General features: G+C 68.7%; 20 protein-coding genes and 1 pseudogene. 10 read left to right on the top strand and 11 right to left on the bottom strand.

The annotated features are described in order from the left end of the window. The first annotated feature begins 34 nt into the window (after positions 1–34). Entirely contained in the window at positions 35–1162 is a 1128-nt protein-coding gene (locus M0R88_RS05615) for a 60S ribosomal export protein NMD3 (RefSeq protein ID WP_248655978.1), read from the top strand. Between the two features lies 1 nt (position 1163). Beyond that, on the top strand, positions 1164–2231 hold the full coding sequence (locus tag M0R88_RS05610) for a class I SAM-dependent methyltransferase (RefSeq protein ID WP_248655977.1): 1068 nt from the start codon (positions 1164–1166) through the stop codon (positions 2229–2231). 33 nt (positions 2232–2264) lie between these two features. Here the strand turns inward: M0R88_RS05610 and M0R88_RS05605 are convergent, their stop codons facing one another. Continuing rightward, complete coding sequence (locus tag M0R88_RS05605; RefSeq protein WP_248655976.1) at positions 2265–2480, bottom strand: hypothetical protein; 216 nt, start codon at positions 2478–2480, stop codon at positions 2265–2267. A 42-nt stretch (positions 2481–2522) separates the two neighbouring features. Then, positions 2523–3239 (bottom strand): type 1 glutamine amidotransferase, encoded by a 717-nt coding sequence (locus tag M0R88_RS05600; protein ID WP_248655975.1) that lies wholly within the window; start codon positions 3237–3239, stop codon positions 2523–2525. A gap of 262 nt (positions 3240–3501) precedes the next feature. On the opposite strand from M0R88_RS05600, the gene M0R88_RS05595 reads away from it, so the two are divergent. Beyond that, positions 3502–4590, top strand: coding sequence for a DHH family phosphoesterase (locus tag M0R88_RS05595; protein ID WP_248655974.1), 1089 nt, complete (start codon positions 3502–3504; stop codon positions 4588–4590). A 24-nt stretch (positions 4591–4614) separates the two neighbouring features. On the opposite strand, the gene M0R88_RS05590 is transcribed toward M0R88_RS05595, so the two are convergent. The 3 genes from M0R88_RS05590 to M0R88_RS05580 are packed head-to-tail and all read right to left on the bottom strand — an operon-like array spanning position 4615 to position 7662. Further along, entirely contained in the window at positions 4615–6186 is a 1572-nt protein-coding gene (locus M0R88_RS05590; protein ID WP_248655973.1) for a class I adenylate-forming enzyme family protein, read from the bottom strand. Positions 6187–6234: 48 nt separating this feature from the next. Continuing rightward, positions 6235–7083: an alpha/beta fold hydrolase gene (locus M0R88_RS05585; protein ID WP_248655972.1), complete on the bottom strand. Its 849-nt coding sequence runs from the start codon at positions 7081–7083 to the stop codon at positions 6235–6237. A 45-nt stretch (positions 7084–7128) separates the two neighbouring features. Continuing rightward, entirely contained in the window at positions 7129–7662 is a 534-nt protein-coding gene (locus M0R88_RS05580) for a hypothetical protein (protein WP_248655971.1), read from the bottom strand. A gap of 133 nt (positions 7663–7795) precedes the next feature. Between M0R88_RS05580 and M0R88_RS05575 the strand changes: the two genes are divergently transcribed. Beyond that, on the top strand, positions 7796–8962 hold the full coding sequence (locus M0R88_RS05575) for an HD domain-containing protein (protein ID WP_248655970.1): 1167 nt from the start codon (positions 7796–7798) through the stop codon (positions 8960–8962). A 45-nt stretch (positions 8963–9007) separates the two neighbouring features. Here M0R88_RS05575 and dps read toward each other — a convergent pair whose 3' ends face one another. After that, the gene (dps, locus tag M0R88_RS05570; RefSeq protein WP_248655969.1) at positions 9008–9874 is read right to left on the bottom strand and encodes a DNA starvation/stationary phase protection protein Dps; all 867 of its coding nucleotides are present in this window, start codon (positions 9872–9874) and stop codon (positions 9008–9010) included. Positions 9875–10014: 140 nt separating this feature from the next. On the opposite strand from dps, the gene M0R88_RS05565 reads away from it, so the two are divergent. After that, complete coding sequence (locus tag M0R88_RS05565; RefSeq protein ID WP_248655968.1) at positions 10015–11229, top strand: YihY/virulence factor BrkB family protein; 1215 nt, start codon at positions 10015–10017, stop codon at positions 11227–11229. A 176-nt stretch (positions 11230–11405) separates the two neighbouring features. Here the strand turns inward: M0R88_RS05565 and alaS are convergent, their stop codons facing one another. From alaS to M0R88_RS05540, 5 genes are all read right to left on the bottom strand, one after another. Next, on the bottom strand, positions 11406–14204 hold the full coding sequence (gene alaS / locus M0R88_RS05560; RefSeq protein ID WP_248655967.1) for an alanine--tRNA ligase: 2799 nt from the start codon (positions 14202–14204) through the stop codon (positions 11406–11408). A 132-nt stretch (positions 14205–14336) separates the two neighbouring features. Next, complete coding sequence (locus tag M0R88_RS05555) at positions 14337–16025, bottom strand: hypothetical protein (RefSeq protein WP_248655966.1); 1689 nt, start codon at positions 16023–16025, stop codon at positions 14337–14339. Further along, positions 16022–16810 (bottom strand): ABC transporter ATP-binding protein, encoded by a 789-nt coding sequence (locus M0R88_RS05550; RefSeq protein ID WP_248655965.1) that lies wholly within the window; start codon positions 16808–16810, stop codon positions 16022–16024. Before M0R88_RS05550 ends, M0R88_RS05555 begins: the two co-directional genes overlap by 4 nt. Before the next feature lie 121 nt (positions 16811–16931). After that, positions 16932–17114, bottom strand: coding sequence for a hypothetical protein (locus M0R88_RS05545; RefSeq protein WP_248655964.1), 183 nt, complete (start codon positions 17112–17114; stop codon positions 16932–16934). 164 nt (positions 17115–17278) lie between these two features. Beyond that, positions 17279–18322 carry a replication factor C small subunit gene (locus M0R88_RS05540; RefSeq protein ID WP_248655963.1) on the bottom strand — a complete coding sequence of 348 codons (1044 nt, stop codon included), beginning with the start codon at positions 18320–18322 and terminating at the stop codon, positions 17279–17281. Between the two features lie 240 nt (positions 18323–18562). On the opposite strand from M0R88_RS05540, the gene M0R88_RS05535 reads away from it, so the two are divergent. The 5 genes and pseudogenes from M0R88_RS05535 to M0R88_RS05515 all read left to right on the top strand — a co-directional run bounded on the left by M0R88_RS05535 (position 18563) and on the right by M0R88_RS05515 (position 21874). Further along, positions 18563–19606: a DUF8173 domain-containing protein gene (locus M0R88_RS05535; RefSeq protein ID WP_248655962.1), complete on the top strand. Its 1044-nt coding sequence runs from the start codon at positions 18563–18565 to the stop codon at positions 19604–19606. Between the two features lie 185 nt (positions 19607–19791). Continuing rightward, a pseudogene (samp2, locus tag M0R88_RS05530) lies at positions 19792–19986 on the top strand (ubiquitin-like small modifier protein SAMP2); the annotation flags it as partial. 126 nt (positions 19987–20112) lie between these two features. Next, positions 20113–20565, top strand: coding sequence for a peroxiredoxin family protein (locus M0R88_RS05525; RefSeq protein WP_248656759.1), 453 nt, complete (start codon positions 20113–20115; stop codon positions 20563–20565). A gap of 142 nt (positions 20566–20707) precedes the next feature. Continuing rightward, positions 20708–21379, top strand: coding sequence for a hypothetical protein (locus tag M0R88_RS05520; protein ID WP_248655961.1), 672 nt, complete (start codon positions 20708–20710; stop codon positions 21377–21379). Positions 21380–21685: 306 nt separating this feature from the next. Continuing rightward, positions 21686–21874: a hypothetical protein gene (locus tag M0R88_RS05515; RefSeq protein ID WP_248655960.1), complete on the top strand. Its 189-nt coding sequence runs from the start codon at positions 21686–21688 to the stop codon at positions 21872–21874. Positions 21875–21887: the final 13 nt, after the last annotated feature.

The raw sequence follows: 21887 nt of genomic DNA, 5'->3' as shown, positions 1-21887 counted from the left end.
CAGACTTAAACCCGCCAAACCCCTACCCAACCCCATGACTACCGACGCCCGCGAGTTCTGTCCGAACTGCGGGGACCCCATGGAAGTGGACCCCGCCGAGCGGACGCCGCTCCCCGACACCGCCGGCAAGCGCGGCAAGGAGCAGAAGCTCTGCGATTCGTGCTACTTCGACCGATTCGACCTCGTGGACGCGCCCGACCGCATCGAGGTGCTGGTCTGTGCGCGGTGCGGGGCGGTCCACCGCGGCAACCGCTGGGTGGACATCGACGCCCGCGACTACACCGACGTCGCCATCGAGGAGGTCAGCGACGCGCTCGGCGTCCACCTCGACGCCTACGACGTGTCGTGGCAGGTGGACCCCGAGCAGGTGGACCAGAACACCATCCGGATGCACTGTCACTTCTCGGGCATCGTGCGCGAGACCTTCGTGGAGGAGACGGTCGTCGTCCCGGTCAAAATCTCCCGGCAGACCTGTACGCGGTGCGGTCGCATCGCGGGCGACTACTACGCCAGCACGGTCCAAGTCCGGGCGCGCGAGCGCGACCCGACGACCGAGGAGGTCGAGCGCGCCGAGGAGATCGCCCACGACATCGTCGAGGAGATGGAGGAGACCGGCGACCGCAACGCCTTCGTCACCGAGGTCAGCGAGACCGACGACGGCGTGAACATCAAGGTCTCGACCACCAACATCGGCAAGAAGATCGCGGCCAAGATGGTCGAGGAGTTCGGCGGCGACTACTCGGACTCCGAGACGCTCGTCACCGAGGACGAGGACGGCGAGGAGGTCTACCGCGTGACCTACGCCGTCCACCTGCCGCCGTACTCGCCCGGCGAGATAATCGACCTGCAGGACGACGACGGCGGCCCGGTCCTCGTCCGGAGCGTCCGCGGCAACCTGAAGGGGACTCGACTCACCACCGGCGAGGACTACGAGGCCGGATACGAGGTCGGCGACGCGCCCGAGGCCCGGCGACTCGGCCGCCTCGACGACGCCGAGGAGACGACGCTCGTCGCGGTCGAAGACGAGCGCGCGGTGCAGGTGCTGGACCCCGAGACCTACCGGACGAAGACCGTCGCGCGGCCCGACTACATGGACCCCGACGCCGAGGCGGTGCCGGTGCTGAAGAGTCGCGCGGGCCTCCACGTCGTACCGGACGAGTGACATGCCGGGCAACGACGAACTAGCGCTGGCGGCGGTCGTCCGCAAGCCCGACACCGAGACGACCATCGCGGCCCTCGAAGACGAAGGCGTCTACGACGCGACCCGGAAGGTCAGGGAGCGCGACGACGAGTTGGTCGAACTCCCCGTCACCGACCCGCCGAGCGAGACCGCCGTGCTGGACGTGGTGGAGCAGGTCGCCCCCGAGCGCCGCCTCCCGGACCTCGAATCGCACCTCCGCGAGATGGGGTGGACCGACGAGGAGATAGCGCGCGCGCCGAGTTCGTGGGCGGTCGTCGGGAGCGTCGTCCTCGTCACCTTCGGCGACGAGGACGACGGCGGCGCGGACGGACCTACCGGCGAGGGGGAAGCGGGCGAAATCGACCGCGAGGAGTTGGGCGAGGCCCTGCTCGACCTCCACGGCGAGGCCGACACGGTGCTGGCCCACGAGGGCGTCTCGGGCGACCACCGCGAACCCTCGGTCTCGGTCGTGGCGGGCGCGGGCGACACCGAGACGGTCCACACCGAACACGGCACCCGGTACGCGCTCGATTTGGCGGAGGTCATGTTCTCGCCGGGCAACAAGGCCGAACGCGCCCGGATGGGCGAGGCGGTCGAACCCGGCGAGCGCGTCTTCGACATGTTCGCCGGCGTCGGCTACTTCACCCTGCCGATGGCCCGCGCCGGGGCCGACGTGACCGCCGTCGAGCGCAACCCCGCCGCGTTCCGCTTCCTGATAGAGAACGCGATGCTCAACGACGTGTCCGAACGCGTCTCGGCCTTCCGCGCGGACTGCCGCGACGTGGAAGTGGACCCCGAAGCCGACCGCGTGGTGATGGGGTACTACGACGCTCACGAGTACCTCGATTCGGCGCTCGCGGCGCTGAAACCCGGCGGGGTCGTCCACATGCACGAGGCGACCCCCGAGGAGTTGCTCTGGGACCGGCCGGTTTCGCGCCTGCGCGACGCGGCCGCGGACGCTGGCCGGGAGGTCGAGATACTCGACCGCCGGAAAGTCAAGAGCCACAGCGAGGGCGTCTGGCACGTCGTCGTGGACGCGAACGTGGTGTGACGGTCGGTCACCTGCGTCGGGGTGGAGTAACCGTCAGTCGTACTTTCCGGCCCACCAGAGCAGTAGGACGATTGCGCCGAAACACAGCGCGGCGAGGTAGACGGCGAACTCGACGTCGTTCGACGAGAGATACCCCAGCGACTCCGCCAGTACCGTCCCGACGCCGAACACCACGAAGAGGACGACCGAGAGTTTCGCCTCGAAGGCCTTGTACTCCAACAGCGTGTCGAACCGGCGAGGGGGAGCCATCAGCTACCGCATGTCTGGTTGGAAATATAAAGTGTTCGCTCGCTACGCCGAGACGGTGCCGCCGTCGCTCTCGGCCTCGCGCTCGCGGACCTCGCGGGCGAAGTCGCAGAAGTTCTCGAAGACGAGTTTCGCTTCGCAGGCCGCTCGGTAGTTCTCCTCGGTGATGCCCGCGAGTACCTCGTCCATCCGGTCGTCCGCCAAATCCTTGCCCTTCGTCACCGACTCGGCGGTCTCGGTGTCGTACTCGGGGTGGAACTGCACGCCGAACACGCGGTCCCTTTGGAAGCCGTGGTTGCCGTAGTCGTTCGCGGCGATTTCCTCCGCGCCCGGCGGGAGTTCCGTCACGGCGTCGGAGTGGGTAGTGAAGACGGTGAACGCCTCGTCCACGCCGTCGAACAGCCGCGAGTCGCCGGTGTGCTCGACCGTCCGGTAGCCGATTTCGTACTCGCCCATGTCGGCGACCTCGCCGCCCAGCACGTCCGCGAGCAGTTGGTGGCCCCAACAGACGCCGAGGCAGGGGAGTCCGGCGTCGATGGCCTCGCCGATCCACTCCTTCGTCGGTTCGATCCAGTCTTCGTCCCAGTAGACGGACGACCGAGACCCCGAGACCACCACGCCGTCGAAGTCGGTGGTCGCGGGCAACTCGCCGCCCGTCGCGTCGAACTCCACGAGGTCGGCGTCCAGCTCCCGCCGGAAGTTCCGCCGGGTGTCCGCGCCCTCGTGGGCGGCGTTGACGAACGCGATTCGCAATCGACTCATTGCTGTATACAACTCGTTTCGAGGGCAAAAGGGATTCCCCCGTGGGGAGTACTGCCGGTATTCGTGACTCCGAGTGATTCTTGGCTACGAACTCGGAGTGAAATTTTGGTTTTCATGTCCTGAGTCGTCCGAGAGCGTCCGATAACAGTAAAACAAGTAACGGGAGTCGGTGGCGCTTCGTTCTCGAAACCGTGGTCCGCGTCGCCGAGCGCCACCGCTCTCCGACCACAATCTCTTGGCGCTGTGCCACGAAGAGCGGGCAATGAGCAAGTCCGCGGAACTCCACGACCTGCTGGCCGACGGCGAGGAGTTGACCATCGTCTGTCACAACAATCCCGACCCCGACTGTCTGGCGAGCGCGCTCGCGCTGGGTCGCATCGCGGCCCACGCCGGAATCGACGAGCGACGCATCCTCTACAGCGGCGACATCTCCCACCAGCAGAACCGCGCGTTCGTCAACCTGCTCGAACTCGACCTGCAGCAGTTCGACCCCGAGTCGGTCGGCGAGCGCGCGGCGGACTCGCTGGTCGCGTTCGTGGACCACTCCGTGCCCGGCGTCAACAACGAGGTGCCCGAGGACGTACCGGTGGACGTCGTCATCGACCACCACCCCGCCGAGGGAATCGACGCGCGGTTCGCGGACCACCGCGAGGAGGTGGGCGCGACCGCGACCATCCTGACCGAGTACGTCCACGAACTCGACGTGGCCTTCGACCAGACGCTGGCGACCGGCCTGCTGTTCGCCATCCGGCGGGAGACGCTGGGGTTCCTCCGGGGCGTGACCGGCGACGAATACGACGCGGCCCGGATTCTCCACGAGTTCGCCGACCCCGACATGCTCCGGCGGCTCTCGACCCCGGCGGTCAGCGGCGCGACGGTGGACGCCATCGCCGACGCGGTGGACAACCGGGTGGTCCGCGGGTCGGTCCTCATCTCGCACGTCGGCCGGACGAACGAGCGCGACGCGCTCCCGCAGGCCGCCGACTACCTCGCCACGCTGGAGGGCGTCGAGACCGCCATCGTCTTCGGCATCGTGGACGACGAGATAGAACTCAGCGCGCGCTCGACCGACTCGCGGGTCCACGTCGGCAACGTCCTCCGCGACATCTTCGAGGACGTGGGGAGCGCGGGCGGCCACCGCGAGATGGCCGGCGGCCAGATTCCGCTGGGCGTGTTCGCCGACCTGACCGCCGACGGGACCGACGCGGAACTGGTCGGCATCGTGGCGCGAGTCGTGACCAACCGCCTCGTGTCGGGGCTGAAACTCGCCGACGAGTCCGGTGCGTCCGGCGGGTCCAGTGCGTCCGATACGTCCGGCGCACCCGCCGAATCCGGAACCGACGGGGCCTGAGCGTCCGGCGTCTCTCCGCCCTCACTACTCGTCGATGCGCTCCTCGTCGTCCAGTTGCCGCCGGAGCGCCGCCCGGTCGAGTTCGCCGGTCGCCCGTCTGGGGAGCGACTCGACGCGATTCAGTTCCCGAATCGCCACGCCCTCGGGGAGCGAGTCGGCGAGCGTACCCCGCAACTCGCCGGGGTCCGCGTCGCCGACGAACGCCGCCAGCACGCCCTCGTCGTCCGGGACGACCCCCGCCGCGGTCACGTCCGGTTCGGACTCCAGCGCGCGCTCGACTTCGCGGGGATGGACGCGGGCCGGGTCGGTCGAGTCTGCCGACTCGGCGGACGCCGCCGACTCGCCGGACTCGAACGCCTCGCTCGCTCGCCCGAGCAGGTAGTAGTCGCCGCCCTCGCGGAAGCCGAGGTCGCCGGTCGGCACCCAGTCGGGGAACGTCTCCGTCGTCCCGTCGTCCGTCAGTCGACCCTTCGGGGTCACGGCTCCTCGGCACCGGATCTCCCCGAGTTCGCCGTCTTCCACCGGCGTTCCGTCGTCGGCGGCGACCCGGACCTCGCAGTCGGGGAACGGTCGGCCCACCCGGTCGGCGTCGCGGTCCGGGGCGTCGGCCGCGCTTCCGGACTCGCCGGGCGGCACGAACAGCGCGTTCGGGCCGGTCTCGACTCGGCCGTAGGTCCGGACCACGGGCGCGTGCCGGGCCAACTCCTCGCGGGCGTCGGCCGGGAGTCGGGACCGCGTGGCTATCCACTCGACGCCCGAGAAGTCGGTCGCCGCGAACTCGTCGGCGGCGACGAGTTCGCGGTACTCGGTCGCCCCCGCGAACAGCGCGGTCGCGCCCTCCTCGGCGACCGCGGCCAGCGCGTCCTCGGGCCTGAACGCCCGGAGGAGCGCGACCCGACCGCCGACGTAGAGCAGCGGAAGGACGAGTCCGAGGAGTCCGTCGGCGTCCGAGAACGGGAGCAGCGCGGGCGCGCAGTCGCCCCGGCCCAGTCCCCACGCCGCCGCGGCGGTGACGCAGTTCCACTCGACCGCTCGCGCCGGGTAGTCCACCACCCGCGGGGCCGTCGTCGGGTCCTCGTTCAGCGACTCGCCGGGGCGCGAGCGCCCCTCGTCCTCCCCGACCGCGGGGCGGTCGGCCTCGGCCTTCGTGTGCAGGTAGACCAGCGAGTCCTCTGCGTCGCGGTCGACGCTTTCGTAGTCCGCGCCCTCGTGGCGGCCCAACTCCTCGAAGGAGTGAGTCCGCTCGTCGGGCAGTTCGCGCACGAGGTCGCGCTGTCCGGCCTCGTGGACGACGACTTCCGGGTCGATGGTCTCCAGCGGTTCCTCGACGGTGGCGGGCGTGAGCCTGTGTGAAACCGGCGCGAAAATCCCGCCGAGTCGCCGGACCGCGAACAACAGCGCCAGCGTCTCGATTCGATTGCGCGAGACGACCGCCACCGGGTCGCCCGGCCCGACCCCGAGCGCCGCGAGGCGTCGGGCCATCGCGTCGGCCTCGGATTCGAGGTCGGCGTAGCTTACCCGCCGGTCGGCGCTCGCGTCCACCACCGCAGTTCGGTCCCCCCACAGCGCGGCCCGGCGTTCGAGCGAGAGCGTCATGTCGAGGGGTTCGGCGTCGGCGTAGGTAGGCGTTGTTGCGAAGTCCGATTACTCCTCGGTGCGGTCGGTCAGGAACCCGACCAGTTCGTCGTTGACCTCCCGCGAGCGCTCGACGTAGAAGAGATGCTCGCCGGGGAACGCCGCGAACTCGCCCTTCGGGAGACCGTCGGCCAGCAGTCGGCCGTCCTCGGCCGGAACCACGCGGTCGTCGTCGCCGTGACAGACCAGCGCCGGAATCGTAATCTCGTAGAGGCCGTCGCTGGCGTCGAACTCGGCCATCGCGTCGAAGTGGGCGCGCTGGACTGCGGGAGCGGCGTCCTCGTCGCGCCGCCACGACACGATGCGCTCCACGAGGTCGTCGGTCTCCAGCAGTTCCGCGCCGGCGACGGGTTCGAGCGACGTTCGGAGCGAGGCCGAGTCGCCGGGGTCCGCCGCCAGTCGCTCGCGCAGGCCGTCGGCGACGGGGGTCGCTCGCGGGCCGCCGGGCGAGGTGCCGAGCAGACTCAGCGACCGGGCGCGCGAGAAGTCGAGGGCGTACCGGAGCGCGACCATCCCGCCCAGTCCCGCGCCGACGAGGTGGGCTTTGCGCGCGCCGTGGTCGGCGAGGACGGCTTCGAGGTCCGCGGCGAGCGTCTCGACGCTGTAGGACTCGGACGCGCCGGAATCGGAGGTGTCCGAGTCGGAGGCGGTCTGGTCCGGTGCGTCCGAATCGCCGGTCCCGCGCGTGGCGGGGACGACGACCTCGAAGGGACCGGCGAGCGCCGAGAACTGCCAGCCCCACTGCCACGGGCCGTAGCCCGCGTCGGACAGCAGGACGACCGGCGCGTCGGGTTCGACCGCGCCGTCGCCGCCAACTTCGTAGTGGAGAAAAACGCCGTCGTTGTCCGCGTAAGGCATGGCCGGGGGTTCGGGGCCGGGGCGTTTCAGTGGTTCGTTCCCGACTCACGGCCGCCTCGTCGTCCGGACCGCCCACGCGATGCATCCGAGTCCGGTGACCGCGCTGGTCGCCGCCATGACCGCGACGCCGAAGTACGGGTACGTCGTTCCGAGAATCCACGCGAGCGCGACGAAGCCGAGTCCGGCCAGTCCCACGACCAGTCGGAAGTACGGATCCGCCCGGAGCGACCCTCGCTCGTGGGACTCGACGACCGCCCCCGAACCGAAGATAACGCCGACGAAGGCCGCGAAGGCCGCCGTCGATTTCGCTCCGGTCGCGTAGAGACCTCCGGCGGCCGCGAACGCGACGAGCGCGAGGACGCTCCGGACGCGCGGGTCGAACCAGACGCGCCGAAATCGCGTGGACCCGGCCTTCAGCGCGTGGTACGCGCCGACACCTATCCACGCGTGGGAGACGGTGAGGAGCCAGTCGGGGAGCGGGTACAGGCCGGTCGCGGAGACGAGATGCGCGACCGCGGCGGCCCCCCACAGCAGGAGGCCAGCGGCGAGTTCGGACTTGGAGGAGTCGCGCGAAGACACGAAGTTGTCTCGGCTACTATCTGTCAGCTGAAAAATAACTCGGTCCGATCTCTCGGTTTCGCTTTGCGGACTGGCCCGCGGGGGCGACCCCGAGACGGGCCACTTTTGCCACCGCTCTGTCAACCCCGAACTCATGAAGGCCATCAAGGATAGCGTCCACGACCACGTCCCCGTCTGCGACCTCGCGGCCGATCTGCTCGATACGCCCGAACTCCAGCGGTTGCGCCACATCAAGCAACTCAGCACGGTCAGACTCGTCTACCCCTCCGCGAACCACACCCGATTCGAACACAGTCTCGGCGTCTACCACCTCGCTCGAAAAGCCTGCTCGCTCCTCGGCGTCGAGGGCGAGCGCGCGCTGGCGGTCCGGGCGGCCGCGCTCCTCCACGACGTGGGCCACGGTCCCTACGGCCACCAGACCGAGGGCATCATCGAACGCCGACTCGGGCGACACCACGACGAGGTGGCCGACCTGCTCGGGTCGGGACGACTCGCCGACGTGCTGGAGCGCCACGGTCTCGACCCCGCCGAGGTCGCCGCGCTGGTCGAAGGGAGGGGTCGACTCGGCCAACTGGTCGCCGGGGAACTCGACGTGGACCGGATGGACTACCTCGTCCGGGACGCCCACCACACCGGCGTCCCCTACGGCACCATCGACCACTCGCGCCTGCTGGCCGCGCTCCAGTTCCGCGACGACGACCTCGTGCTCTCCGGGGGTAACGTCCAGACCGCCGAGGGGACGCTCGTGGCGCGGGCGCTGATGAACGCCACCGTCTACCGCCACCACGTCTCGCGCATCGCGGGCGCGATGCTCGAACGCGCGGGCGAGCGCCTGCTCGACGCCACCGACCTCGCCGCCGAGGAGTTCGCCCGGATGACCGACGACCGACTGCTCGCGGCGCTGCGCGACTGCGAGGCGACCGCCGAGGCGGCCCGGCGACTCGAACACCGCGACCTCTACAAGCGGGCGGTCTGGGCCAAACTCGACGCCGTGCCCCCGGAGGTCGTGACCGCCGACCGCGAGGCGGTCCGGTCGTTCGAGCGGGACGTCGCGTCCGTGGCCGGCGTCGCGCCCGAGGCCGTGCTGGTCGATACCCCCGGCGAACCGAGCATGCCCGAGACCTCGACGCGCGTGGTCGTGGACGGCGAGGTCCGGCGACTCGCCGACGAGTCGCCGCTGGTCGAGGGACTGCGCGCGGCGGGCCGCGCGCAGTGGCGACTCGGCGTCTACGCGCCCGAGGAGTCGCTTCCCGAGGTCGAGGCGGCCGCGGAGCGCGTACTCGGGTTGGCGGACCGATAAGAAAGAGGCCGTCGGCGTCGGACCCTCCGCGGAACCGCGGCGCTGTTACCGTCCGCCCGTTCCGTACCGGCGCTGGTGCGGCGGTTGGCCGGACTGCGGTTGCTGGCCGGACTGCGGTTGCTGGCCCGCCTCTGTCTGCTGGCCGGTCTGACTCGGGTCAGTCGAGTTCTGCTGGCCGGTCGAGTTCTGTGACCCCGCCTGCGATTGCTCGGTAATCGGAATCCGCTGGCCGACCTGCTGGTCCGCCTGCGACTGCTCGCGGTACTGCGACGACTGGTCGCCCTGTAGCGTCCCGCCCGGACTCTCGGGAATCGCCTCGGGCGTCACCGCTTGCAGGTGCGCTTCGAGGAAGTACAGTTGCTTGTCCACCTCGCGGGAGAGTTCGGTGAACATGTCGGCGGTGTCCTCGTCGTCGTGTTCGACCGCGATTTCGATTTCCCGCCGGAGGTGGTTGGCGTGGACGCCGACGCGCTCGACCAGCGCCGCGACGTACTCCGGGCCGGTGGTCGCGTCGGGCGGAATCTCGGGAATCCGAGTGGTCGAGGCCGCGCTCCGGACGGTGCCGGTCGCTTCGCCGCCGAGCGCGGTCGCTCGCTCGGCGATGATGTCGGCGTGGTCCTCGAACGTCTCGGCGATCTCGTCGAACAGGAGGTGCAACTGGTAGAAGTTCATCCCCTTGACGTTCCAGTGGGCGAACTTGCACTGGGTCATCAGGTCGGTGGTGTCGGCGAGGCTCTGGTTGAGCAACCCGACCATCGCCCGCCGGGTCTCGTCCGGCAGGCCGACCGCGCTCCGGTACGTCCGGGTGGGACGCTGACCGGACTGAGACTGCTGGCCGGACCCGGACTGCTGGTTCCCTCGCCGTTCGCTTCGTCGGAACTGTCGGCGTCGTCGTGACTGTCGCTGTGTCATCGATTTCTCCCCCGGAAGGGCGACGACGACGCTCGGTAAGAAGGTTCGGGTGCGCGGGTCGAACGCCCCGCCTCGACCACGGGGGAGACGACTCGGAACGGGCAACGACGTTTTACCGCACGACCGCGTGATAGCTTCGCATGGGTGGTCGGGGGAGAGAGGTCTGGGGGGCGACCAAGCGGGTCGTCCGCGCGTCGTGGCGCGAGATACACGACCAGAACATCACGTTCATGGCCGGGAGCATCGCCTACCACGCCTTCGTCTCGATGCTGCCGCTGTTGCTGTTCGCCCTCGTGATTCTCACGATGGTCGGCAACGAGGCGTTCACGGCGTCGGTCGCCGACGTCACCGAGCCGTTTCTGACCGACTACGCCCGCGACCTGCTGGCCGAATCGTTCGACGTCGCCACCGCCGAGGCCGGCGTGTCGGTCGTCGGCGCGGTGACGCTCCTGTGGGGCATGTCGAAGATTTTCCGGGGACTCGACGTGGCGTTCTCCCAGATTTACGGTACCGACCCGAACAAGCCCCTGCTCGCGCAACTGGAGAACGCTCTCGTCGTGTTCGTCGCGCTCGGGACCGCCGTCGCCGCTTTCCTCGTCGCGGGCGCGGTGGCCTCGCGCGTGCCCGACCTACCGTACCCCGCGGTGTTCGACCCGCTCGTCCTCACGCTCGGTCTCGGCGTCGCGTTCTTTCCCATCTACTACGTCTTCCCCGACGCTGACGTGACGCCCAGCGAGGTCCTGCCCGGCGTCGCCGTCGCCGCCGTCGGGTGGACCACGCTGGAGGCGCTGTTTCAGGGTTACGTCACGCTCGCCGGGCGCTACGAAGCGGTGTACGGCGCGCTCGGGAGCGCGTTCCTCCTGCTCATCTGGCTCTACTTCGGCAGTCTCGTCCTGCTGGTCGGCGCGGTCGTCAACGCGGTCCTCGCGGGTCGCATCCGCGACGAGCGCGCGCTGGCGGCCCTCGACCCGGAGTACGACGCGCCGGAGCGGGCCGGAGCGTCCCGCACCGACCGCGGACCGAACGCGCCTCGCGGCCGCGCGTCGGACCGCGCCCCGCGGACGGAACGCGGTCCGACCGGCAACTCGATTTCGACCGACGAGTCCCGGTCGGCCGGCGAGCGCACGCGGACGGCGGAACTGTCGCGCCCGGACGCCGAGCGACCTCGCTCCGACGCCGAACTCCGCCGGGCCGACGAGCGACTCGACGCCGACGACGAACGGCTTCGTGAGGAACTGCGACGACTGGAGGCCGACAACGCGCGACTCCGCCGGGTCAACGACGCGCTGAATCGGCGACTCGCCCGCCGCCGGTCGGTCCTCGAACGGGCGAAGCGGTGGCTGTTCGACCGGTAGCCCGTCGGGTGGCGGAGTGGGGCGTGGCAGACCGGCCCGGACCGAGTTCGTCGGCCCGGAGTCGGGCGCGGCGAGTCACAGTCGGGCGCGGCGGCCGCGGTGACGCGACGGAAGGACGTCGAGTCGGTCACCTCGCGTCGAGTCGGTCCGCGCTCAAAAAGAGCTGTCGGGGTATATCAGGCGTTCTGAACCTGCTTCAGCACGTCCGGGGCCTCGTCCAGCGCCTCGTCCAACTTCTCGGCGTCCGGACCGCCGCCCTGCGCGAAGTCCGGCGGGCCGCCGCCGCCGCCGCCGACCTTCCCGGCGAGTTCGCCGACGACCTCGCCCGCGTTGACGCCGACGCCGTCGGGCACCGCGACCACGAACGTCGCGCCGTCCGCGCCGCTCCCGATGACCGCGATTTTGCCGTCCTCCACGAGGGCGTTCGCGGTCGCCCGGAGTTCGTCCATGTCGCCGTCGAGACGCTGGACGACCGCGGTCACGTCGCCGACCTCGACCTCCTCGCCGCCGCCACCGCCAGAGGCGCGGGCCTCCGCGAGTTGTTCTTTCAGGTCCTCTATCTGCTTGCCGCGGTCCTTCCACTCGTCGAAGAACCGCTGGGCGGTCTCGGGCACCTCCTCGGGAGCCACGTCCAGCACGTCGGCGGCCTCCGCGAGGGCGGTCTCGGTGCGCTGGGTCGCCTCGATGGCGGCCTCGCCCGCGGCGAAGGTGAGTCGCTCGACGCCGTCCTGCACGCGCTCGGTGTTCAGAATCTTGATGGTGCCCACGTCGCCCGTGCGCCGGACGTGGGTGCCACCGCAGGCCTGCACGTCCTCGGAGACGTGGACGAGCCGGATGTTCTGGCCCGCGGGGATGCCGCCCTGATAAAGGTCGAAGCCGTACTCCTCCTCGGCCTCGTGGCGGTTGGGCCACTCCTGCTGGACCGACGTGTTCTCCATCACGAGCTCGTTGGCGACCATCTCTATCTCTTCTCGGGTCTCGCGGTCGATGCGCTCGTAGTGGCGGATGTCGATGCGAGAGCTGTCGATGCCCTTCTGCGCGCCCGCCTGTCGGACGTGTTCGCCCAGCACCTCGCGGGCCGCGTGGACGACGAGGTGGGTCGCGGTGTGATGGCGCATCAGCCGACGCCGGCGCTCGCGGTCTATCTTCCCGCGGACGATGTCGCCCTTCCCGACTTCGTCGTCGGTCCGGTGGAGGATGACGCCGTCCCGTACCTGCACGTCGCTGACCTTCACGCTGGCGTCGTCGGTGGTCAGGGTCCCGCGGTCGGCGGGTTGGCCGCCACCTTCGGGGTAGAACATCGTCTGGTCCAGCACCACGTCGTAGGCGGCGTCGCCGTCCTCGCCTTCGCCCTCGCGCTCGAACACGTCGAGGACCACGGCCTCGAAGTCGGTGCCGTACTGGTCCTCGTAGAACTGGCGCTCGGTCTTCGGCAGGTCGGCCAGACGGTCGTCCTCGTCCTCCTCCTCCTCGAAGGCCTGCCCGGAGTCGTGGCGCGAGGCGACGACGCTGTAGAAGTCGTCGGGCACGTCCACATCGGTCCCGAACTCCGCCGCGATTTCCTCGACCATGTCGGGTTGGATGCCGTGGGAGTCGTACAACTCGACCAGTTCGTCGGTCGGAATCGGCCGGCCTTTCTCGGCGTACTCCTTGGCGAGGCGTTCGACGCGGCGGCCGCCCTGTTCGAGCGTCTCGCGGTACTTCTCGACCTCGGTGCGGACGATGTCCCGAATCGTGTCGCGGTTCTCGTACTCCAGTCGCTCGGCCTGCATGTCCACGAGTTCGTCCAGCGGGGCGTCCACGCCCACGTTGTCGCAGAGCCGTTTCGTGCGCCGGAGGACCATCCGGGCGAGGTAGCCCGTGCCGACGTTGCTCGGGACGATGCCGTCGCCGAGCATGTACGCCAGCGTCCGGCAGTGGTCCGCGATGGCGTAGATGTCTTCGAGGGGTTCGAGCAGGGCTTCGAGGTCCGATTTGGACACGTCCAACTCGCGGGCGATGTTGTCGCGGGCGGCCTCCATGTCCTCGGCCTCGTCGATGTCCATGTGGCCAGCGAGCTTCGAGGCGCGGTGGACGAGTTCCTCTTCCTCGTCGGTGTGGTCGATGCCCGCGTTGTCCTTCAGGAAGCCTATCATCTCGGGGTAGACCGCCTCGTAGACCGTCGGCGTGCCCTGAGACATCCACGTCCAGCGTTCGAGACCGTACCCCGTGTCCACGATGTAGGTGTCCATCGGCGAGTACCGGTTGCCGTCCTTCATCTCGTACTCGCCGTCGGGGTCCTGCTCCATCGACATGAAGACCAGCGTCGCCAGTTCCGCGCCCTTGTAGATGACTTCGATGGCGGGTCCGGCGTTGCCGCCCCCGACCCACGGGTCCTCGATGTAGGTGATCTCCTCCAAGTCGGCCCCCATCGACTCGAAGAATTCGTCACAGTACTGGACCGTCTCGTCTTTCCAGTAGACTTCGCCCTGATAGGCGTACTGCTCGGGGTCCTCGATGTCTTCGCGGGCGTTGAACGCGTGGTGGGCCATCATCTCGAACGCCATCGTGTGGCGGCCCGTCTTGCCCACGTTGTCGATGTCCTGCATCCGGATGCAGGGCTGGCTGATGGTCAGGGGGTTGGCGGGCGGCGGCGTCTGGCCCGACGTCACGAGCGGCTGGAAGTCGTAGATGGACGCCTGCGTGAGCAGCACGTCGTCGCGCCACCGGTTCGCGGCGACCGGGTAGGGTTCGATTCGCTCGTGGTCGTTCCCCTCGAAGAACGAGAGGAACGCCTCGCGCATCTCTTCGAGGGTGTAGGCCTCGTCGAAGCCGGGGTCGTCGATGAACTGGTACTGCTCGCAGGGCGGTTCGCCGCAGGTCTCTCGGTCGGGGTCGCGCGTCCAGAAGAAGTCACCGCACTCGGTACACTCCTTCCTGACGAAGCCCTCTTCCTCGAAATAATCGAGGCGGTACTCCTCTTCGAGTTCGCTCATATTATCCGTATTTCGCCAACGAACGGGTAAAACAGTTCCGCAAGTCTGCCACTGCGTCAGCCTCGACCCGGACGTTCCGGGGGTCTCCCGGCGGCGATTTCGCTTCCCTCGACCGGTGTGGCGGCCCGACCGTCAGTCCAGCGCGTACGCCTCGAACCTCCGGGCGGCCCACCGGAACCCGACCGCTGGACCGACGACGCCGACCAGCACCGCGAGCGCACCGCCGACCGCCCGGACCGCGATACCCGGCACGCCGACCAGTCCGCCGACGAACCCCGCCAGCGGCGGGAGGAGCGCGACCATCGCGCCGACCGCGCCGCCCAACAGCGCGATGGAGTAGGCCGCGAACGCGCCCTTGCTCGGCATCGTGACCTCGCGGCTCCGGAACACCTCGACCGTGCCGAACCGCGGGAGGAGCGTGCCGACCGCGACCGCCAGCACCGTCCCGGCGACGACGAGCAGGGCGCTCGCGCCCGTCAGCGCCAGCCACCGGAGGGGTTCGAGCGGACTCAGCGCGCCCGTCGCGGCGGTCGCCAGCGCGACGACCGGCACCCCGACCAGCGCCGCCGAGAGGACGTGACCGACGACGAACTGCCTGCCGTCGATGCCCGACAGCAGCGTGGTCGGCAGGACCGACCCCTCGTCGCCGAGGGGATTCAGCACCAGCGCGCCCGCGGCCCACGTCCCGTAGAGCGCGACCATCAGCGGCAGGACGGTCGTCACGCCGCTCTCGAACGCGGTCCGGAGCGGCGCGTAGAGAAAGAACAGGGGGTAGGCGACGTAGAGAATCCGAATCGGCGCGCGCTTGGTCCGCCGCCAGACCGCCAGCGTCACGGTCCGCGTGGGTCGCGCGAGGAACGGCGAGAGGGGCGCGAGCGCGCGCTCGCCGAGGCTCTCGCTCGCCGCACCGACGCGGCCGCTCACGTCCGCGTCGCCGCGTTTCTCCGCGTCGGCGCGCTTCCGGTCGGACTCCTCGCCGGTCGCCTCCGACCGGTCGGTGTACCAGAGCGTCGTCGCCGAGCGAATCCCGACGACTCCGAGAGCCGGGAGGAGGACCGCCGCGAGCGCCGCCGCGGCGAGCGCGTGGACCGGGACCGCCCCGATGCCGGGGAGACCGAGCAGCGCGGCGTCGCCGAACCACGCCAGCGGCGTGTCCCGGAGCGCGCGCTGGAGGGCGGCGACGACCTCGTTGAGCGTTTCGGACGTGACCGCGAGGAAGTAGAGACCGAACGCGGCGAGCAGCAGCACGGTCTTGTGACGTGCGAGCCACGGCGTCCTGAGCGTCACCCACTTGACGCCGAGGCCGACCGGAAAGCCGACCGCGAGACCGACGCCGAGCAGGAGCGCGGCGGTCGCCGGAATCGCCAGTATCGGCGCGACGACGCCCGCACCGACCGCGAGCGCGACCGAAATCGTCACGACGGGAATCGCCGCGACCAGCGCCATCCAGACGTACTCGGCGAGCAGGAGACCGAGCGCGGCGTCCCGAGCGGGCACGGTCGTCAGGATTCCCTCCGGCGAATCGAGTTCGCCCTTCCTGCCGGCGGTCCGGGCCGCGGCGAGCGCCGCGAGACCGACCCACCCGACCGCGGTGCCGCCCCGGAGGAGGTCCAACACCGGAGCGTCGAAGGGGACGTTGGGGAGTTCCCGCCCGAGTCGGTAGGCCAGATAGCCGCCGCCGACGGTCGGCAGGGCGACCCAGAACAGGAGCGCGAACGCGAAAGCGAGGGTCCGGGTGCCGCTCGACCGGACCGTCCGGACGCTCCGGACGACCTCGACGCGGGCGATGCGGGTCGCGTGCGAGAGGTCTGGCGTCTTCATCGCGCGAACTCCGACCGCTCTTCGTCCGCGCCGACCTCGCCCTCCGGGTGCTCGCTCGTCACTTCGAGGAACACCTCTTCGAGCGTGGACTCCTCGCCCGACTCCGCCCGGTGGGTCAGCGACTCGGGCGACCCCTCGGCGACGAGGCGACCGTCGTGGAGGACGCCGACGCGGTCCGCGAGTTCCTCCACCACGGGGAGGATGTGCGTCGAGAGGAAGACGGTCATTCCCTCCTCGCGCAGTTCCGAAATCAGGTTCCTGACGGTCCGGGCCGCGCGCGGGTCCAGCCCCGAGGTCGGTTCGTCCAGAAAGAGGACCTGCGGGTCGTGGAGGAGCGCTTGAATCAGCGCGGTCTTCTGCTTCATCCCCTTCGAGTACGTCGAGATGCGGTCGTCGGCGTCCGCCGCGAGGTCGAACCTGCCGAGCAGGTCCCGAATCGTCCGGTCGGCCTCGCCGTCGGGCAGGTCCCGGAGGCCGGCGACGTACTCCAACTGCTCGCGCCCGGTGAGTTCGTCGTAGATTGGCGGCTCCTCGGGCATGTAGCCCAACCGTTCGACCACGGCGTCGCGGTCGGTGACGGGTTCGCCGGCGACCCACGCCTCGCCGGAACTGGGCCGGGTCAGCGTCGTCAGCATCTGCATCGTCGTGGTCTTGCCCGCACCGTTGGGTCCGAGGAACCCGAACACCTCGCCGCGCTCGACCTCGAAGGTGAGGTCCCGGACCGCGACCGTCTCGCCGTACCGCTTCGTCAGCGACTCGGTGCGTATCGGTGCGTTCGCGGTCATGCGTGCGACCGTCGGACGGTGCGGAGGGCGTCTATCGTCGGTTCGAGACGAGCGTAGCTCATACCTTCCGCTTCACCGACCAGTGACAAAAGTGTGGTTCGTATCGGCGGACCGACTCGCGTCAGTCGTCCGCCGGGGACCGCGCGTCGTCCGCGGCGGACGCCGTCGCGCTCGACCGGGCGCTGATCGGCGCGGCACCGCAGTCCACGCACGCGTAGCTTCCTTCGACCGTCTCGACGACGGGCGCGTTGCACTCGATGCACTTCAAGCGCGCGTCCCGCGCTTCTCTCGGATAACGTCCCATGTGTACTCCCGCGTCGCTACGCCGGACTGGGGGATAAGAGGGGTGGCCGTTTCGGACCGTTTTCCGACGCAACGCGGGCTTTCTCGCGGGGAACGCTCGTGCCATCGGGCGGGAGCGTCGAAACGGCCGATTGTGTCGCGGTCAGCCTCGCGCTAATTTCGCGGCTATTCGAGCGACAGCGACGCCAGCAGCGCCTCTAGCTGGACGCGCTCGTTCGCGCCCTCCGTGATGCGGTAATCGACCTCGCCCACGCGGTCCATCAGGCGGACGGTGGCCTCGTCGCTCAGGTCGAACTCCCAGACCGACCGGTGGAGTTGGTCGATGATGTCGCCGCCCGCCATCCCCTTGTTCGTGAGCAGGTCGTCCAGAATCGAGCGCGCCTTGCTGAAGTCGTCCTCGATGGCGTACGTGACCATCTCCTCGATTTCCTCCGGGCGGGCCGTGCTGGTGATGGTGAACACGGCCTCCTCGTCCACGACCTCGCCCATCACGGCCGCGGCCTGGAGCGCGTTGATGGCCTTGCGCATGTCGCCGTCGGCGGCGTAGACCAGCGCTTCGATGCCGTCTTCGGTCGTCTCGATGCCCTCCTGTTCGGCGACCTTCAGAATCTGCTCGGTGACGCCTTCCTCGGAGATGGGACCGAACCGGAACGTCGCGCACCGCGACTGAATCGGGTCGATGATCTTGCTGGAGTAGTTACACGAGAGGATGAACCGGGTGTTGTTCGAGAACTGCTCCATCGTCCGGCGGAGCGCGGACTGGGCGTCCGAAGTCAGCGAGTCGGCCTCGTCCAAGAAGATGATGCGGTAGTTGGCCCCGCCGAACGACGAGCGCGCGAAGTTCTTGATGCGGTCCCGGACCACGTCGATGCCCCGCTGGTCGGAGGCGTTGAGTTCGAGGAAGTTGCTCTCCCAGTCGTCGCCGTACAGTTCCTTGGCGATGGCGACCGCAGAAGTGGTCTTCCCGACGCCCGCCGGTCCGGAGAACAGGAGGTTCGGCAGGTCGTCGCGCTCGACGTACCGGCTCAGGCGCTCGGTGATGTCCTCGTGGCCCGCCACGTCGTCCAACCGCTCGGGGCGGTACTTCTCGATCCAGATCTCCCCGCGGGCCGCCTCGGTGGCGTCGGTCGCGTCGTCCGGCGCGACTCCCTCGTCCGATTCGGCCGCCTCGTCGGCCTCGCTCTCGGCTTCGCTCTCGACCTCGCTCATGTACGACCCGAGGTGCTTGCCGGTCTTAAACTCCCCGAGAACCGGGTCGCCGACGTGCCCGTCGAAACTTACGTCTCGCCGTGCGCGTCTCGCCGTGCCGAGGCGCGGGCCGACAGAGCCGCGAATCCTCGGCGGTAAATCCGACCGAGAACGAGATTTCTCGCCGGTAGGACCGGCTTAACTGTCGGTCTTGTCGATAACCGGGAAACTACTAATTCGGGGGCTATCGACGGATTCGATATGAAAACCCGACTCGCAGTCGTCCTCGCGGCGCTGGTCGTCCTCGCGGCAGTCCCCGCGCCGGTCGCGGCCGACGAGACCCGGAGCGGCGGGACCGTCGTCGTGGAGGCGGGCGAGACGGTCAACGAGGACCTGACCGCGTTCGGAGGCACGGTCGTCGTCCGCGGCACCGTGAACGGCGACGTGACGGCGTTCGGCGGCAACGTGTTCGTTGACGGGCGGGTGAACGGCGACCTCGAAGCGTTCGCCGGCAACGTCCGCGTCAACGGCACCGTCACCGGCAACGTTACCGCCGCTGGCGGGAACTTCCTGCTCGCGCAGGGCGGCGAAATCGGCGGCGAGTTGGAGACCGCGGCGGGCAACGTCGTGGTCGAGGGCGAAATCGGGCGGGACGCGCGGGTCGGCGCGGGCACCATCAGGCTCGGCCCGAGCGCGGTCGTCGGCGGCGACTTCGTGTACGACGGCGACCTCGACAGGGCATCCGGTGCCCGAATCGACGGCCGAGTCCGCGAGGAGCCGAACGTGAACCTCGGCGTGGGCGTCGGCGGTCCGCTGTTCCCCGACTGGCTCGGTGCGGTGTACGGCTTCCTCGTGAACTTCGTCCTCGGCGCGGTCGCACTGCTCGTCTTCCCGCGGTTCTCCGCGGGGGTCGCGTCGCGAGCTATCGCGGACCCGCTCCGGTCTGCGGGGGTCGGACTCCTGCTGTTCGTCGGCGTTCCGATACTGCTCGTGTTGCTGTTCGTCTCGCTCGTCGGGATTCCGCTCGGCCTCTTCGGCGTCCTGCTGTACGCCGTCGCGCTGTGGCTCGGGTACGTTTACGGCGCGTTCGCGCTCGGCGGCTGGCTGGCCGGGGTCGCCGACAACGACAGCAAGTGGGTCGCGCTCGCGGTCGGTCTCGTCGCGGTCTCGCTGGTCGGCTTCGTCCCGATTCTGGGCGGTCTGGTTCAATTCGTCGTCCTCCTGCTCGGTCTCGGCGCGCTCGCACTCGGCGGTCGGCGGCGGTACGGCGGCCGCGACGAGACGGCGGCCGACTCGACGCTGTAGGAGCCGGTAAACCATCTATGGCTATACAGAATCGGCGGGTGCGAAACCCTACTCGGCGTCGGCGGTGGCTGGCTGTCCTCGGACTTCGTCTCCGATGGGTCCGCCGTCCGAGTCCGTCGGCTTTCGGCCTCCCGCACCTTCGTAGCCCGACACGCTTACCACGCGCGCCCCGAAACTCCTACTCCATGAACGTGACCGTCGAAGTCGTCGGCGAGGGGACTCACGACTTCGAAGTCGAGGACGCGACCTACGCCGACCTGCTGGCGAAAGTGGACCTCAGCCCCCACGAGGTCTCGGTGATGGTGGACGGCCGCCCGGTCCCCGAGGACCAGCCCGTCGAGACCGACCGCGTGAAGGTGCTTCGACTCATCAAGGGCGGAAGCGCGGCGGCCGGGCTGGAGCGAGAACGCGACGACCTCGGCGTCTCGGAACTCGACTTCGAGTCGCCCAACGCCGGCACCGGATCCGACCCGCTCGTCCTCTCGGACCTCGCGGCCGACCCCGAGATGGCCGCGCGGCGACCGAACCGCACGCGGACGCCGCCCGAGGACAACGCCGCTATCGTCCTGCTGTTCCAGCGCGATTACTACAGTCGGGCGTGCCGCGAGCAGGTCCGGGCGGTCGCCGACCGCTACGGCGAGTTCCGCGAGCGCGACGCCGCGGTCGTCTCGGTTCTGCCGGAGTCCGAGGAGAAGGCCACCAAGTGGCAGACGAAGACCCACTCGCCGTTCCCGGTCGTCGCCGACGCCGACAAGTCGGTCGCCGAGCAGTACGGCCAGCCGACCAGATTCGGCAAGTTGGGCGGTCTCCACGACCTCCTCGGGCGACTACCCCAGACCGCGATTCTGGACGCCCGCGACGGGGACCTGCGACTGTTCGCGGTCCACCGCGGCGAGGGCACCGACGACCGGCCGCCAGTGGACGACGTGCTGGCGATGGTGGACCGGATGTTACGGTAGTGTCACCGCATTTCGCCTGAAACGTCGCTCACGCCCTCAGTATTCTCCACTAAACGTCAGAAAACTATAATCAAAGAGGTTGTATGTTTCTTTACATGGTTGAGAAAACCATGAAATAAACCGACGAGGCGTACTTCAGAAGATGGGTATTGCCGCCGGTGCGACCGCAATTGCGCCGGGCGTAACTAGTGCAAACGAACTGACTGCGTCGGGCGAGATAGGTGTCGATATAGAGGAAATGAGTAGTTCAGAGCGGAAAGCCCTAGTTAAGGCCGCGCGGGAATCAGAGCAGGTCCAGTTCGTCGTGGACCAGTTCGGGAGCGCACCGTCAGTGAGGACCGCTGGCAAGTACACTATCAGCGACGACGATGGGACTAGTCAGGGCAAGGTCGTCGTACTAGAGAACGAGGAAAAAGAGTTTACCGTCAAGTACTACGAATCGGCCGACTTCGAGGGTACAGCTGCCAAGGCGATAGGAGAGAAGAAGGTTGGTGACGGAGTGCGGAAGATCGACGGAGAACACGGGAGCGTAGTAGACGTTGGCCACACCCCAAAGGTAGAGCAGACAGGACGGAAGATGATTGTCGAAGTGCTGTCAAACGGAGGGGCAGAGTCGATCGGCGACGGTCCGGCTGACCGAGTGGAAGTTGTTCGGGCACTGAAGCGCGTTCTGGCCAAGTCCGACAAGCAGGCTCCGAATCCCATGCTCGTTCAAATGCCGGAGAAAGACGCAAGTCGAGCATGGCTTCGGGTTCCAATAACACGAGAGGACGGCGAACCGCTTGTACGTCAACGTAGAGGGTACTGTCAATAGCGATGAGGGGCTTTCATTCACGGTCTCTGAGAGTCAGTCTCGGGGCATACTCTCGTACGGGTCGTCGGACAGGGTCGGAATCCAGAACCACATCCAATGTGGCGGATTCTACTGCGTCGACGCCTGCAAGGTATTCTGCGGTACACTCTCCGCGGCCACAGGAACGTCGTGCGGCTCGCTGTGCGCGGCGTCAGTCGTCGCTTCGTCGTTGACCGTAGGCTGTGGTGTCTTCTGCGGTGCTGTCACGGCCGCCGTGTGCTATCCAACATGTAAACGTTATTCAGGACACTAACGGTACTATCGAAGATGGAGTGGAACGTCAATTCGACCGAGGCCGGACTCATCTTCGGCATCACCCTAGTCGTCGCCATTTTCAGTTGGTTCGACTCCGAACTCGTTGGCCTCCAGAACATGACGTCGGTCGCGTTCACGACCCTGACGACTGCGATAGTAGCGTACACGTTCACGAGACTCCGACGAAAGGCCGCTTCGTAGATCAACTGCATAC

This window comes from Halorussus gelatinilyticus, assembly GCF_023238445.1.
Classification (GTDB): domain Archaea; phylum Halobacteriota; class Halobacteria; order Halobacteriales; family Haladaptataceae; genus Halorussus; species Halorussus gelatinilyticus.
Note: the sequence above shows the minus strand (reverse complement) of the source record. Positions and strands in the feature narration are given on the sequence as shown.

Excerpts from the sequence above, each read along its gene's own strand:
- M0R88_RS05615 (WP_248655978.1), top strand. The coding sequence starts at position 35 with ATGACTACCGACGCCCGCGAGTTCTGTCCGAACTGCGGGGACCCCATG.
- M0R88_RS05610 (WP_248655977.1), top strand. The coding sequence starts at position 1,164 with ATGCCGGGCAACGACGAACTAGCGCTGGCGGCGGTCGTCCGCAAGCCC.
- M0R88_RS05605 (WP_248655976.1), bottom strand. The coding sequence starts at position 2,480 with ATGGCTCCCCCTCGCCGGTTCGACACGCTGTTGGAGTACAAGGCCTTC.
- M0R88_RS05600 (WP_248655975.1), bottom strand. The coding sequence starts at position 3,239 with ATGAGTCGATTGCGAATCGCGTTCGTCAACGCCGCCCACGAGGGCGCG.
- M0R88_RS05595 (WP_248655974.1), top strand. The coding sequence starts at position 3,502 with ATGAGCAAGTCCGCGGAACTCCACGACCTGCTGGCCGACGGCGAGGAG.
- M0R88_RS05590 (WP_248655973.1), bottom strand. The coding sequence starts at position 6,186 with ATGACGCTCTCGCTCGAACGCCGGGCCGCGCTGTGGGGGGACCGAACT.
- M0R88_RS05585 (WP_248655972.1), bottom strand. The coding sequence starts at position 7,083 with ATGCCTTACGCGGACAACGACGGCGTTTTTCTCCACTACGAAGTTGGC.
- M0R88_RS05575 (WP_248655970.1), top strand. The coding sequence starts at position 7,796 with ATGAAGGCCATCAAGGATAGCGTCCACGACCACGTCCCCGTCTGCGAC.
- dps (WP_248655969.1), bottom strand. The coding sequence starts at position 9,874 with ATGACACAGCGACAGTCACGACGACGCCGACAGTTCCGACGAAGCGAA.
- M0R88_RS05565 (WP_248655968.1), top strand. The coding sequence starts at position 10,015 with ATGGGTGGTCGGGGGAGAGAGGTCTGGGGGGCGACCAAGCGGGTCGTC.
- alaS (WP_248655967.1), bottom strand. The coding sequence starts at position 14,204 with ATGAGCGAACTCGAAGAGGAGTACCGCCTCGATTATTTCGAGGAAGAG.
- M0R88_RS05555 (WP_248655966.1), bottom strand. The coding sequence starts at position 16,025 with ATGAAGACGCCAGACCTCTCGCACGCGACCCGCATCGCCCGCGTCGAG.
- M0R88_RS05550 (WP_248655965.1), bottom strand. The coding sequence starts at position 16,810 with ATGACCGCGAACGCACCGATACGCACCGAGTCGCTGACGAAGCGGTAC.
- M0R88_RS05545 (WP_248655964.1), bottom strand. The coding sequence starts at position 17,114 with ATGGGACGTTATCCGAGAGAAGCGCGGGACGCGCGCTTGAAGTGCATC.
- M0R88_RS05540 (WP_248655963.1), bottom strand. The coding sequence starts at position 18,322 with ATGAGCGAGGTCGAGAGCGAAGCCGAGAGCGAGGCCGACGAGGCGGCC.
- M0R88_RS05535 (WP_248655962.1), top strand. The coding sequence starts at position 18,563 with ATGAAAACCCGACTCGCAGTCGTCCTCGCGGCGCTGGTCGTCCTCGCG.
- M0R88_RS05525 (WP_248656759.1), top strand. The coding sequence starts at position 20,113 with ATGGCCGCGCGGCGACCGAACCGCACGCGGACGCCGCCCGAGGACAAC.
- M0R88_RS05520 (WP_248655961.1), top strand. The coding sequence starts at position 20,708 with ATGGGTATTGCCGCCGGTGCGACCGCAATTGCGCCGGGCGTAACTAGT.
- M0R88_RS05515 (WP_248655960.1), top strand. The coding sequence starts at position 21,686 with ATGGAGTGGAACGTCAATTCGACCGAGGCCGGACTCATCTTCGGCATC.